The 12,968-nt window shown below is 43.9% G+C and carries 12 protein-coding genes and 1 pseudogene; 8 read left to right on the plus strand and 5 right to left on the minus strand.

Annotation, left to right across the window (positions count from 1 at the left end):
• Window positions 1–101 precede the first annotated feature (101 nt).
• Together JHL22_RS14705 and JHL22_RS16230 are read right to left on the minus strand one after the other, a co-directional pair.
• A complete protein-coding gene (locus tag JHL22_RS14705; RefSeq protein WP_200239149.1) occupies window positions 102–239 on the minus strand; it encodes a hypothetical protein in 138 nt (45 codons plus the stop codon).
• A 145-nt stretch (window positions 240–384) separates the two neighbouring features.
• The gene (locus JHL22_RS16230) at window positions 385–558 is read right to left on the minus strand and encodes a helix-turn-helix domain-containing protein (RefSeq protein WP_200239152.1); all 174 of its coding nucleotides are present in this window, start codon (window positions 556–558) and stop codon (window positions 385–387) included.
• Between the two features lie 477 nt (window positions 559–1,035).
• On the opposite strand from JHL22_RS16230, the gene JHL22_RS14715 reads away from it, so the two are divergent.
• From JHL22_RS14715 to JHL22_RS14745, 7 genes are all read left to right on the plus strand, one after another.
• Window positions 1,036–2,373, plus strand: coding sequence for an MmgE/PrpD family protein (locus tag JHL22_RS14715; protein ID WP_200239154.1), 1,338 nt, complete (start codon window positions 1,036–1,038; stop codon window positions 2,371–2,373).
• Between the two features lie 7 nt (window positions 2,374–2,380).
• Window positions 2,381–3,241, plus strand: coding sequence for a fumarylacetoacetate hydrolase family protein (locus JHL22_RS14720; RefSeq protein WP_200239156.1), 861 nt, complete (start codon window positions 2,381–2,383; stop codon window positions 3,239–3,241).
• A 35-nt stretch (window positions 3,242–3,276) separates the two neighbouring features.
• Window positions 3,277–4,473, plus strand: a complete 1,197-nt coding sequence (locus JHL22_RS14725; protein ID WP_200239159.1) for an acyl-CoA dehydrogenase family protein — start codon at window positions 3,277–3,279, stop codon at window positions 4,471–4,473.
• 28 nt (window positions 4,474–4,501) lie between these two features.
• On the plus strand, window positions 4,502–5,383 hold the full coding sequence (locus tag JHL22_RS14730) for an HTD2 family dehydratase (RefSeq protein ID WP_234041328.1): 882 nt from the start codon (window positions 4,502–4,504) through the stop codon (window positions 5,381–5,383).
• Between the two features lie 11 nt (window positions 5,384–5,394).
• Complete coding sequence (locus JHL22_RS14735; protein ID WP_200239161.1) at window positions 5,395–6,285, plus strand: HpcH/HpaI aldolase/citrate lyase family protein; 891 nt, start codon at window positions 5,395–5,397, stop codon at window positions 6,283–6,285.
• A gap of 40 nt (window positions 6,286–6,325) precedes the next feature.
• Window positions 6,326–7,477: a CaiB/BaiF CoA transferase family protein gene (locus JHL22_RS14740; protein ID WP_200239164.1), complete on the plus strand. Its 1,152-nt coding sequence runs from the start codon at window positions 6,326–6,328 to the stop codon at window positions 7,475–7,477.
• Between the two features lie 138 nt (window positions 7,478–7,615).
• Window positions 7,616–8,485, plus strand: a complete 870-nt coding sequence (locus tag JHL22_RS14745) for an IclR family transcriptional regulator (RefSeq protein ID WP_200239166.1) — start codon at window positions 7,616–7,618, stop codon at window positions 8,483–8,485.
• A gap of 38 nt (window positions 8,486–8,523) precedes the next feature.
• Here JHL22_RS14745 and JHL22_RS14750 read toward each other — a convergent pair whose 3' ends face one another.
• The 3 genes and pseudogenes from JHL22_RS14750 to JHL22_RS14760 form a co-directional block, all read right to left on the minus strand.
• Entirely contained in the window at window positions 8,524–9,273 is a 750-nt protein-coding gene (locus JHL22_RS14750) for an SDR family oxidoreductase (RefSeq protein ID WP_200239168.1), read from the minus strand.
• A gap of 69 nt (window positions 9,274–9,342) precedes the next feature.
• Window positions 9,343–10,308 carry a Bug family tripartite tricarboxylate transporter substrate binding protein gene (locus JHL22_RS14755; protein WP_200239170.1) on the minus strand — a complete coding sequence of 322 codons (966 nt, stop codon included), beginning with the start codon at window positions 10,306–10,308 and terminating at the stop codon, window positions 9,343–9,345.
• Between the two features lie 334 nt (window positions 10,309–10,642).
• Window positions 10,643–10,848 (minus strand): annotated as a pseudogene (locus tag JHL22_RS14760) (transposase domain-containing protein); the annotation flags it as partial.
• A 460-nt stretch (window positions 10,849–11,308) separates the two neighbouring features.
• On the opposite strand from JHL22_RS14760, the gene JHL22_RS14765 reads away from it, so the two are divergent.
• Entirely contained in the window at window positions 11,309–12,934 is a 1,626-nt protein-coding gene (locus JHL22_RS14765) for an alpha/beta hydrolase (protein WP_234041329.1), read from the plus strand.
• Window positions 12,935–12,968: the final 34 nt, after the last annotated feature.

Raw genomic sequence — 12,968 nt, forward strand, 5'->3', positions numbered from 1 at the left:
GTCGCTCGGCCACCGGCACCGAATAAAGAGAAACATCCATAACGCATCAAAACCTAGTTGAATAAATGGACATCTATATTGCTAGAATTTAAAACAGAATTCTAGACGGCACTGGCCGGAGCATTACGGTAAAAACTGGATTCAGAGGCAATATAAATGTCTTGGATAGCGCAGGCTTTATGGCGTCGCGCACCGGCATGAACCGCTTCCTGGATCAGGGTAATGGCTATCTGTTTCATCGTGACGGGAATCAGTCGTCCTCGTTGATGCCCCAGATAGCCCGAGCTTTTTTTGACAAGGTCAATAAGGTAGCAGTTTCAGCCAGTGCCTTCTCCTTGCGTCTAAGTTCTTTTTCCAGCTGCCGGGTCTTTTTGCGCTCGGCGGTCAGTGCCGTTTTACTAACCGGCTCATCAAGCACATCAGCTGATTCAAACGCCGCTTTGCAGGCACAACAAATCCTTTTGCTTGAAACTGTTTTTTCCAAGTATATAACGTCGCCACATGAATACCACTTTCCCGGCTGATCTGGGCAATACTCTGGTTATTGGGCGGCATCATTTTTTTAACGATCTGCGCTTTAAGGTCGGGACTGTAGGATGAGATTGAAAAACTCTATCCGCTCCCTCAAATGGATGAAATGTAAAAATTAAAAGATCGGACAACTAGTGTGACAGAGGGGGCGTTCCAACTACTTTGACAAACACGGCATCCGAATAAACGCACAATGAGCGCTAACGTGGTCATGTCAATGTGTGTTGGCGGCAGTACGTCTACATCAAAGCCCACTCTGGATCAACAGCTGGCGGTTAGCCATCAGTAGGCTGATATTACAAGAGAGTCTATTGACCATGATTCATTAGGATTCGATACTAATAAAAAGAAATGTGCAATTCACAAGGTTCAAAAACTGAAGAGTGGTTTTATTTGGATAGTCCATACGACTTTGCAGGTGGAAAATAATAATCTTTTCCCTGACTTGGATAGCACATAACATTAATTTTTCAGTCATTTCAAATGAAATAGAGGATAGAAATTATGCTTACTACCTTACTGGGTGAACTTATCAGTAAAGTTGTTCAGAGTGGAACCAGTTATGAAGCTAAGGAAGCAGCTAAGGTTGGAATAATTGATACGGTAGCAACTATGCTGGCTGGCCGCCGAGAAACTCCGGTTCAGGTCTTGCGTCGTGCTTTTAGTCCGCTAACTTCTGGTCATGCTTTGGAATTTTGTGGTTTTGAAATGACTTCCGCCGAAACAGCGGCATTGATCAATGGAGTAGCTGCTCATGTACTTGATTTTGATGATGTGGCCTTACGAGGACATCCGAGTGCAGTTATTACTCCTGCTATTTTCGCTTTAGGATCTGAGATTGGCAGTTCCGGGGATGATTTATTGAATGCCTATGTAACTGGTTATCAGGTATGGGGCGAATTGGTGGATCGAGAAATGGATATGCATCCTATCAAGGGGTGGCACACTACCAGTGTGTTTGGTGCAGTAGGAGCGGCAGCAGCATGCGCTGTGCTATTAAAACTTGATGCTATTCATGCAGCCCATGCTATTGGTATTGGAGCAACACAAAGTTCAGGCCTTATGGCTAATTTTGGATCTATGAGTAAATCCTTCCAGACAGCACGAGCAGCTCAGGCGGGGATTGTAGCAGCCAAATTAGCAAAAGAAGGCTTCACAGCCGGTCTTGATATTCTGGAGCACTCTCAGGGGTTTTTAAAGGCGTTCTCACCCACAGGTAACGTAGATACTGAAACCTTGGTGGAATTGCCGGAAGGTCAATGGTTGGTAGAAAGTAAAGCGGTCAGTATCAAAAAATATCCGACTTGTTTTTACACGCATCGATCAGTAGATGCCATTCTAGATCTTGTCAAACAAGAGGGGATCAAACCGAAAGATGTGATGAAAATCGAGGTGATCATGAGTCATGAGCATGCGACTATTCTACGTAATCACTTCCCGCAAAGTGGACTGGAAGCGAAGTTTAGCATTGAGTTTGCTATGGCCTGCGCATTGGTGTACGGCAAGATCGGATTAACTGAGCTAACAGACGATATTGTTCAAAGTAGCGACATAACTAAACTGATGAAAAAAGTGCATGTCGTCGAAACAATTAATTATTCTGACGAATGGGTTGGTGCTGCAGCAGAGGATCAAGTTTTTATCACACTGGAATCTGGGTTACGGATGGAAAGTCAACGAGTTAAGTATGCAAAGGGCCATGCTAATAATCCGCTCTCAAGAGCAGATCTTGATGAAAAGTTTCTTGTTTGCTCAGAGGTAGGTGCTGTACCTATGGAGAGTTCAGAATTGCTGAAAAAATTGTGGCAACTGGAAAATCATAAAATCAATAATCTTTGGTAAAAAAATCATGCAATTTATTAGCTATAAAAATGGTGAAAAGAGCACGTTTGGTGCGATAAATTCTGTAAATGAGATTGTTGATTTAGGTGCTCATCTAGGATGCGAGAATCTTGCTCACGCACTGAAACAATCTAGTTTTGATGAACTTAAAAATCTTGCAATAAATAAGTCAACCGATCTTAATTTGAATGCGATTACAGCTTATCGCGCAGTCGTTGCAGATCCGCAAGGGATATTTTGCGTGGGTTTGAATTATGAAGAACATCGTCGAGAAACAAAACGCACGGCTACCGCGAATCCTACTGTTTTCTTACGCTTGCCCAACTCTCAGATTGGGCATCAACAACCAATAATTTGTCCACTTGAATCAGATTGCCTGGATTACGAAGGTGAAATAGCGATAGTAATTGGTCTGGGGGGACGCCGTATTAAAGCCGAACATGCTTGGCACCATATAGCAGGAATGTCTGCTTATAACGATGCCTCAGTGAGGGATTGGCAAGGGCATAGTACACAGTGGACACAAGGCAAAAACTTCATGAGTACAGGGGCATTTGGTCCGACACTAGTGACGACCGATGAAATTCGTGAGAATGAAAACTTGGTACTTGAAACATTTCTAAATGGAAATCTCATGCAATCGGCAAGTACCGACATGATGTTATTTTCTATTTCTGAACTGATTGCTTACATTTCTTCATTCACTGTGCTTACTCCTGGTGATGTCATTGTTACTGGTACACCTGGTGGCGTTGGCTTTAAGAAAGAGCCGCCACTTTACATGAAAGATGGGGATGAGGTAACCATTCAAGTTTCCAAAATAGGCTGTTTGACTAATACCATTTTCAAAGAAATTGAAAAGTTCTGAAATTGTTAACCTTAAAATTTAATGGAGATATAAATATGAATGATACAAATACAGGTGGTTCTCAACCGATCACAATGCAAATAGGAGAAGATTACACTGATATTCGTGACTCTGTACGTCGTGTTTGTTCGGATTTTCCCAATGAATATTGGGCAAAATTAGATGAAAAAGAAGACTATCCAACTGAATTCATTCAAGCACTGACTAATGCAGGATTTCTTGGTGCGCTTATTCCTGAGGAGTATGGTGGCACTGGCCTTCCTTTGCGCGCGGCAGCAGTTATTATGGAAGAAGTCTGCGCTGCTGGATGCCATGCGGCAGCTGGTCATGCACAAATGTATATTATGGGTACTATTTTGCGACATGGCAGTGAGGCCCAAAAAAGAAAATACTTGCCCGATATTGCCTCTGGCAAGTTACGTCTGCAGGCATTTGGTGTTACTGAACCGACTAGTGGTTCGGACACTACACAGATTAAGACTCGTGCGGTTAAAACTGATACTGGTTATGTACTGAACGGCCAGAAAGTTTGGACCTCCCGTGCGGAACATTCAGACTTGATGTTGGTGCTTGCACGTACAACACCAGCCAATGAAGTTTCAAAACGTATTGATGGTATTTCTACCTTTCTTATTGATATTAAGAAAAATTTGGGTAATGGATTAAAAATACAGCCGATCAAGGCGATGGTAAATCATCATGCCACAGAGGTGTTTTTTGATAATTTGGAAATTCCTGCAGACTCATTGGTAGGGGAGGAAGGTAAAGGCTTTCGCTATATTTTGGATGGCATGAATGCAGAACGTATGATTACCGCTGCCGAAGCGCTTGGGTCGACACGCTGGTTCATAAAAATAGCTACTAATTATGCAAACGAACGAGTCGTTTTTGGAAAACCGATTGGTGCTAATCAGGGAATCCAGTTTCCACTTGCGCAAGCGTATATTCAATCTGAGGCGGCAGATATGATGATTCGCCGTGCAACAGCTCTGTTTGAAGCTAGACAGCCTTGTGGTGCTGAAGCAAATATGGCTCGCTATCTTGCAGCTGAAGCATTGTGGAACGCAGCAGAAGCATGTATGCAGACACATGGCGGTTTTGGATTGGCACGTGAGTATCATATCGAGCGCAAATGGCGTGAAGCGCGATTGGCCCGTATTGCGCCTGTTTCAACTAATTTGATTTTGTCTAATATTGCCCAGCATTCCTTAAAGCTTCCAAGATCTTATTGAATATAACTTAATAGGAACCATAAATATTATGTCTAACGAATTTAAAAAGTGGCTGGGGAAAACCCAAACAACTGAAGATGAAGTCAGTCTTACACTTGTACGCCGTGCAGCAGCGATGTCAGATATGGATCCATTGATATTTCAACGCGGTAGCGAATTGCCTCCACATTGGTATTCGATGTTCTTTACACCAAATGCACCTGCCTCTCAAATTGGACCCGATGGTCATCCACAAAAAGGAGACTTTCTTCCTCCAATCCCCCTTCCCAGGAGAATGTTTGTTGGACGTGAGGTAAATTTCATCCGCCCATTACTTGTCGGTGATCAAGCCCGTAAGATATCTGAAATCGCTGCCATTACACCGAAACAGGGCAGATCAGGAAAGTTGGTCTTTGTTCAAGTGAAACATACCATTGAGATTAATGGTGATCCGTCCTTAGTGGAGTTGCAGAATATTATTTATCGTGAGCCTGCGATTAAGGCTGCCACAGTGAATGAGAATGGAACAGAGCTATTATCGATGATTGATCCTGCAGACTATGCCTGGTCTGAGCCTCGTACGATCGAACCGATTCACTTGTTTAGATACAGTGCTTTGACATGGAATGGTCACCGCATTCATTATGATGCTGATTATGCGCGAAGTGAGGAAGGATATCCAGGTTGTGTAATGAATGGAGCTCTTACCGTTCACTGGTTGATTGATGAAGCCCTTAGACATCATCCGGATAGAAAATTGAGCCAGCTAAAAGCTAGGTTATCAAGTCCTTTATTCATGGGAGACTCCGTACACTTGTGTGGCAGTAATTTTCGTGATCAGGGGGATGCTTCTGTGATGGATGTGGTGGCAGTAAATAAGGATGGGAAAGTATCAGCCTCAGTTGAACTTCATTTCAAAAAAACAATTTAGGAATAATTAACGTGAACAACTCTACACAACCTTTCTGGCGTTCCTTGCTTTTTTGTCCTGCAAATTCTGAAAAATTTATTGCTCGTGCTCATGAGCGTAAAGCAGATGCAGTTATTCTTGATCTTGAAGACTCCATTTCAATATTGGAAAAACCACAGGCTCGCGAAAAATTAAAGCAATCCATTGTACGTATCAGTCAAGGCGGCCCAGACGTTCTTGTACGCATTAATCGTGATTTGGATCTGGCCGTTGCGGATATCGCTGCTGCTGTATGTCCTGAATTATATGGCTTAGTCATTCCCAAAGTTAAAGGTCCGGAACATTTACAATTGCTGGTTGAGCTTATAGAAATCAATGAGCAAAAATTTAATGTGAAACCCGGTCATACTAAATTGCTTGCTTTGGTGGAAACACCCGAGGGTATTGCGAGAATTAATGAAATTGCCAAGGCCAGTCCTCGACTGGTGGGAATGGCTGTGGGTGGGGAAGACCTTGCTACCGAACTAGATGCCGAACCAAATGCAGATAGTCTATACGTTGCAAAAATGCTGGGTGTACTAGCTGCTCGGGCTGCTGGAATTCTTCCTATTGGCGTGATTGGTTCTGTTGCTGATATTAATAATAATGATCAGCATTACAAAGAAATGCTGGGACGCTCCCGTCGACTGGGTTTTGCCGGTGCGACATGCGTTCATCCTCGGCAAGTAGCAATGATTAATGAGGCTTTCAGTCCTGGATCTGCGCAAGTGAATGCAGCAAAGCGAATTGTACAAGCTTATGAGGATGCAAAAAAAAATGGAAAAGGTGCATTCGAATTTGATGGACGCATGATTGATGCTCCTATTGTCGCTCGGGCTCAGCGCTTGCTTGTGCAGTTGGACCAGCAGAAGAATTTTTCTTAATTCTGTATGGTTACTGGCTTTATCTTTAAGGAATGAAATTATGTCAGACAATAAACCACTGATTGGCTTTGTGGTAGTGGAAATTGGTCATAGCGTAGCAGCCCCATATGCAGGGATGATTCTTGCCGATCTTGGGGCAGAGGTTATCAAGGTGGAAAATCCGGAAGGTGGAGATGCTGCGCGTGGTTGGGGACCTCCATTTGTAGATGAAATGGGACCACATTTCAATGCATTTAATCGTAATAAACAAAGTATTGCTGTTAATCTTGCTAATACTAAGCAACGCGATGCGTTAAAAACCTTGATTCTGGAGCGTGCGGATGTGGTCATTTGCAACCTGCGAGCAGGCTCTGCAGATCGCCTCGGTTTAGGCTCTGAAGCTTTGCTCAAAGAAAAACCGGCTCTGGTTTACTGTGAGTTAGGGGCTTTTGGTAGTGGTGGCCTACTATCTCATAAGCCAGGTTATGATCCTCTAATGCAGGCATTTTGTGGAATAATGAGTGTTACTGGTGAAAATCAATCTAGACCTCCTATTCGTGTAGGAGTATCAATGGTCGATATGGGTGCTGGTCTGTGGTCTGTAATTGGTATATTAGCGTCGCTTTTAAAGCGAAAAGAAACAGGTAACGGCACTAGGATCGAAACATCACTTTTTGAAACGGCTGTTGCATGGGTTGCAACGCCAGTTGCAAGACACATGATGGGTGGAGGTAGGCAATTGCCACAAGGCTCTGGGGCCGCTGGCATTGTGCCTTATCAGGCATTTTTTACAAAGTCAGGCTGGCTGGTTATAGGGGCTGGCAATGATAGATTGTTCGCTTCTTTGTGTCGTGTAATGGGGTGTCCGGAATTGGCTAATGATCCACGTTTTGTCAATAATGCAGCTAGAGTTGTTAACCAGTTAGAGTTGATTCCACTCATTGAGGCATTTGCTGCTCAATTTGAGCGTCATGAGTTGGCTGATTTATTGGATCAGGCTTCAATACCAAATGCGCCGGTACAAACTATTTCGGATTTGGTGGAAACTGAACACACACAACAAATAGGCTTGTTGCAAGGACCAAGAGGTCGTGAAACGGTTGGACTTCCTATACGCTTTAATGGCAAAAGGCCCGACTTCAATTCGCCTTCACCCTCTTTGGGCGCTGATACAGACCGTTTATTTGGTGCTTATTATGAGCGGCAAAATTAACTTACAGATCAAATAAATAATAAATGCGGTTGATAACAACCTATACTAGCGCTTGAGGAATATTTAAATATTCCTCAATTATATTTAAATGATTTTTTCAATAGAAGCTTGATTGCGTCATTTTGATAGGTAATAGCGATGACATACGATGAAGAAATTCCTTTGACTGATTATATTCTGAATGAACCTTACGGGAAGTCTGTTGGGGCAGTTCACCGTGGGCTGGAAATATTTGAGCTTTTTTCTGTTGAACAGTGTTCACTTACCGTTGGTGAAATTTCCGAAAAACTTGGCTACCCTCAATCAAGTACCTCTGTACTTTTGCATGGTTTGCATAAATTGGGGTATCTTGCATATGATCGGTATAATCGTACTTTCTACCCTACAGTCCGCGTGTCTTTTCTTGGAATGTGGATGTACCATCGAATTTTTAATGATGGAAGCCTCCTGAAACTGATGGAGGACTTGGCGTCAGCCAGTGGACATGTTGTTCTTCTTGCAATTCAGAATGGTTTGTATGCTCAGTATATGCACATCGTATCAGCTCGTACATCAAGGGTTGGCCTGAAGCCAGGGCTAATGCGTCCGATTTGCCGTGCGGCAGTGGGTAAAGTTCTTTTAACCCTAAATGAGGACGAGGAAATACGTCGGATCGTTCGAAACGTCAATATCATGGATAATACATTTGCAGAGCCTGTAGATCCGGATATTTTACTTGAAGAAATTTACGAGTGTCGACGAACTGGTTTCGCATATAGCCGATCTTCGGTTACGTCAGGATCTTCAGTTATTGCTACACAGCTCCCTTTGAATGTTGCTGGTGTACCGTTAGCAATAGGAATTGGGGTTCACTCCTCAGAATTTGAGGATGTCAAATGTCGTATACAAAGCTTGTTAACAAGCAGTTTGGCACAGCATTTTAATTCATCAGTAGTTTCTGCCAATATGACCAGCTCCTGGATACCTCCAACGCAGAGTCACTATCGTGTTCCTAAAAAACAGGATTAATACCCTGCCCTGAAGGAGAGTATTAATCCTGTTACTTGTTAATGTGTACTACCTATTGTCAGTCCACCGCAGACAAACAATGTTTGACCTGTGACAAAGCCAGCTTTATCCGATATAAAATACTCCACTGCTGCAGCGACATCCTCGGGTTCACCTATACGTTTTATAGGTATTTCATTGATAATGGATTGGGTTTTTGGGCTGTCTTTGGGATTGCTACGCCAGAATAGCTCGGTGCCAATAGGACCAGGACCCACCGCATTAACAGTAATACCATAGCGTCCAAGCTCTAAAGCCCAAGTTCTAGTCATGCCAATTAGTGCTGCTTTTGTTCCAGAATAAATGGTTCTTCCTTCCTTGCCCAGTGCAGAACGGCTAGTAATATTTATTATGCGTCCAAAACTAGCAGCTTTCATTGCAGGTAAAACTGCTTGAGCACAAAGTATGGCCGCACGTACATTAATATCAGTGAGACGTTGGAATGCATCTAGGCTAACATCTTCTAAATTCAACGGACCACCTACGCCAGCGTTGTTTATTAAATAAAGAATATTATTTGATTCACAAACCTGTTTTAGAACTTTTTGCAGTTGTGAAGCATTAGAAATGTCTACTTGAATATGCGCAGCCGGGCTAAAGTCAAGAGGAGGAGAGATATCCAGGTTATAGACAGGAATACCATTTTCAACTAAGGACTTTGTGATTGAAGCACCAATCCCTCTGCTGCCCCCAGTGACAATAGCCGCAAAATTTTTACTGTTGTCTTGTTTAATATGTTTGTTTGTCATGATGTTGATAAAACGTGTTGATAAATCGACAAATTTAATTGCTATAAGGCTGCGCGTTTGGCTATTAGGCTATTCAATCCTGAGGTTGGTCTCTTTTACTAGCTCACCCCATTTTTTGTTTTCAGCACGAATGATTTCCGCGAATTTTTCAGGGCTGTACAAAGCAGGCACTGTTCCTTGATTCGTAAAAAATGCCGTTAATTCAGGTGTCTGTAACGTTTTGTTAATTGCCTCATTCAAAATCTTTACAATTTCTGGCTTGGTTCCGGCAGGTGCCACAACAGCATTCCAGCCTACTGTTATACACCCCGGTACGATTTCGGTAACGGCCGGTACTTCTTGCAGCGAATTAACGCGTTCTTTACTGAAAACACCTAATGCTTTGATTTCACCACTTTTGATGGACTCCAGAGCAGACTCCAGACTAACGATGCCTATATCAATGTGATTTCCCATTACTGCCACAAGAGCGGGAGAGCTGCCTTTAAAGGGAATATGTAATATTTCTGTCCCTGTCATATTTTGGAACATAGCACCTGCCAGATGGGCAGCACTGCCTTGCCCATATGAGCCGTAAGTGAGACCTTTTTCTTTAACTTTTGCTTGCTCAATGACATCTTGTATTGATTGATAAGGTGAGTTTTTGTTCGTTACCATGACAAGGGGAATATCTGCTAACAGAGCAACTGGTGCAAAATCTTTTTCTGCATCGTAACGTACTTTGTAGATATGCGGGTTAATTGTCAATGAACTAGAGGCGTACAGAATGGTATAGCCGTCAGGTTTTTGATTGGCCACATAGTCTGTCGCGATCATTGTATTGGCACCTGGCTTATTTTCTACAATTACTTGCTGTTTTAATGTATCAATTAATTTAGAGGCCATAAGTCTGCCTAAAGAGTCTGCACCACCACCGGGAGTGTAAGGCATGATCATTCGAATTGATTCTTTTGGATAGTCGACTGAGTTAGTCGCAAAACAATTAAATGAAAGTAGGGTTCCTACGGTGACAACTGCCGCGCGCATTATATTCATATCTCATCCTTGTGTAGTTTTGGTTTTGTACTGAGTTTTTATTATCAGGCTGGGTCTATGAACAGTCAATTTGACAGAGTAAGATATCATGGACGTGATATTCACTACGGCTTGCCGATAGCAAGTTGCCAAATTATCGCTTGGATAGCCACTTAGGCAAAACGAGAATTCTCCGTGCAAAATTTTCTGATTTTATTAAAATTCAGAACATATCAGGAAACAAATACGGAACAAAATAAAACAGGCTGAATGCTTACGATTGAATCAGACTCAGAGGGTGTTGGTGACGGCTCTTTTCATAGATAACGTAAGCGATCCACCAAGCACATAGTTTTCAAGCGGCGAGTTCTGTGACAACCTGTTGAGCACTTACTTTCCAAGGGAGCAGTGCCTCAATGTCTTCAACCGTTTTAGTAACCGGCAAACGTTCGAGCACATGTTTAAGCCAGGCGTAGGGCTCATGCCCATTGGCTTGAGCGGTTTGCACCAGAGAATAGATAACCGCGCTGGCGTATTGGCAAACAGCCAGCCCTTTCGCCCAGCTTGCCCTTGGGCACCACCACCGGCAAAGCAGCATCTAGCCATTCACGCAATGCGGCCAGCACCGGCAGGCTATGCGTCTGACGGGCCAGTTCGGCAACCGTCAGGTTGTAAGGCGGGAGTAATTTATTAAGTAGCGCTTGTTTACGTTCATGGGAATAACGGGCCATGATGAGTGTTCTTGACCGCCTGTTTTAGTTGAAATAGGAGGGTGACAACTATCCTGATATAGGGGGAATACTTCACGCTTCCATCAAAATTTCGTAAACATAATTGGAGCTGGTTACGATCATTGTATTTGGTTATACTTGCTGTTACAAAAAACAAGCAGTAACTGCGCTGGCCAAGGCAGAAAACAGCATTCAGTCACGCATCCCATAAGACTGAACATATAACATTTACAGAGACATCAAATAAAATGCGAAATTTCTTCAGATCTTTATCCGGATTTGGACTCATATTGGGCATCTTGCTTTTTGCCGCATCCTTAACACCCAGCCTGATTCCCCGCAACCAGGTGGTGCAGGGCGTGCTTTCGGGTTTTGCTTTTGCTGCGGGTTATGGCATTGGCGTTGTGTTACGCAGTGTTTACCGCTATCTTGAGTTGCCAGGCTTGTCTTCAGCCAGTTTAAAGGTGGTAAGGCCGGTTGCCATCGTTGCTTGTCTGGGTTTAATAACAACGGCTCTTTATCATGTCAAAACCTGGCAGAATTCAATTCGAAGCGTCATGAATATGGAGCCCCTGGAAACCGGGTATCCATTAAGTGTCAGTGTTATCGCCATTATCTGTTTTGCAATTTTGTTATTGATATCCCGTGGGCTAATCCTGTTTGGTAAAATGCTGGCAGGCAAATTTTATCAACGCTTCCCGCGTCGGGTCTCTCTGGTGGCAGGTGTGGTGCTGGCGGTGTTTCTCATCATTACATTAACCAACGGTGTTTTGGTTGAATATACATTCCGGGCCTTAGACCGGTCTTTTCAGCAATACGATGCACTGTTAGAGCCTGACCGTCCCCAACCGCTTATCGCGGAGCGGGCAGGCAGTATTAATTCAAAACTGGACTGGCGTGAATTGGGGCGGGCAGGAAGAGAGTTCGTGGCATCGGGCCCTACCGCAGCAGATATTACCGCATTTACCGGTCAAAATGCACTTGAACCCATACGGCTTTATGCCGGTTTGCAGGTGGCGGACAGTCCCATGGAACGTGCGCGCTTATTGCTGGATGAACTGATACGCGTGAAGGCTTTTGATCGCTCAACACTGGTCATCATTACGCCAACCGGCACAGGCTGGGTAGATCCTTCAGCCATGGATGGGCTGGAGTACTTGCTTCATGGTGATGTGGCCAGTGTGGCTTTACAGTACTCTTATTTGAATAGCCCGATGTCACTGGTTTTCCAGCCTGAAAGCGGCCTGGAATCCGCGCAGGCGCTATTTCGGACGGTTTATGACTATTGGAAAGAGCTTCCCGCCAGCCAGCGGCCCGAATTGTATCTGCATGGGTTAAGTCTTGGCGCTTTCAATTCCCAGCGCTCATTCACGTTCCTGGATATTCTGGGTGATCCGATTAATGGCGCTGTCTGGAGCGGACCGCCGTTTCCAAGTGAATTGTGGCGCTCTTTAACGAATAACCGGGAGGCCGGGTCAACAGAATGGCTGCCGGTTTTTGAGGATGGCAGGTTCGTACGGTTTATGAACCAGGATGGCATGCCCAACGCCAAAGATGTTCCATGGGGTGATTTGCGTTTTGTTTACTTGCAGTATGCTAGTGATGCCATTACCTTTTTTGAAAAGGGTCTGCTTTATCAGGAAGCCGACTGGATGAAAAAGCCAAGAGGGCCTGATGTTTCACCGCTCCTTAAATGGTATCCCGTCGTCAGCATGCTGCAGATACTTATCGACATGCCCTTGTCCGATACGGTGCCCATGGGATATGGTCATGTTTATGCGCCCGGGCATTATCTGAACGCCTGGATTGAAGTGACCGGGATTGATTCTTGGTTACCGGAACAGATTGATGCGCTTAAAGTGTTGCTGTTGAAGAAAAGCGAAGGCGGAGAAGGGTATGAGTCCCGTGGCGGATAAGGTTTTTTGCAGCTGATGTTAGCATCTAGCTGAC

The sequence above is a fragment of the Advenella mandrilli genome (assembly GCF_016595155.1).
GTDB lineage: Bacteria > Pseudomonadota > Gammaproteobacteria > Burkholderiales > Burkholderiaceae_B > Advenella > Advenella mandrilli.

What these genes read in the sequence shown, in the direction of transcription:
- JHL22_RS14725 (WP_200239159.1), top strand. Translation starts at nt 3,277, where the DNA reads ATGAATGATACAAATACAGGTGGTTCTCAACCGATCACAATGCAAATA.
- JHL22_RS14755 (WP_200239170.1), bottom strand. Translation starts at nt 10,308, where the DNA reads ATGAATATAATGCGCGCGGCAGTTGTCACCGTAGGAACCCTACTTTCA.
- JHL22_RS14730 (WP_234041328.1), top strand. Translation starts at nt 4,502, where the DNA reads ATGTCTAACGAATTTAAAAAGTGGCTGGGGAAAACCCAAACAACTGAA.
- JHL22_RS14720 (WP_200239156.1), top strand. Translation starts at nt 2,381, where the DNA reads ATGCAATTTATTAGCTATAAAAATGGTGAAAAGAGCACGTTTGGTGCG.
- JHL22_RS14745 (WP_200239166.1), top strand. Translation starts at nt 7,616, where the DNA reads ATGACATACGATGAAGAAATTCCTTTGACTGATTATATTCTGAATGAA.
- JHL22_RS16230 (WP_200239152.1), bottom strand. Translation starts at nt 558, where the DNA reads ATGATGCCGCCCAATAACCAGAGTATTGCCCAGATCAGCCGGGAAAGT.
- JHL22_RS14705 (WP_200239149.1), bottom strand. Translation starts at nt 239, where the DNA reads ATGAAACAGATAGCCATTACCCTGATCCAGGAAGCGGTTCATGCCGGT.
- JHL22_RS14715 (WP_200239154.1), top strand. Translation starts at nt 1,036, where the DNA reads ATGCTTACTACCTTACTGGGTGAACTTATCAGTAAAGTTGTTCAGAGT.
- JHL22_RS14750 (WP_200239168.1), bottom strand. Translation starts at nt 9,273, where the DNA reads ATGACAAACAAACATATTAAACAAGACAACAGTAAAAATTTTGCGGCT.
- JHL22_RS14740 (WP_200239164.1), top strand. Translation starts at nt 6,326, where the DNA reads ATGTCAGACAATAAACCACTGATTGGCTTTGTGGTAGTGGAAATTGGT.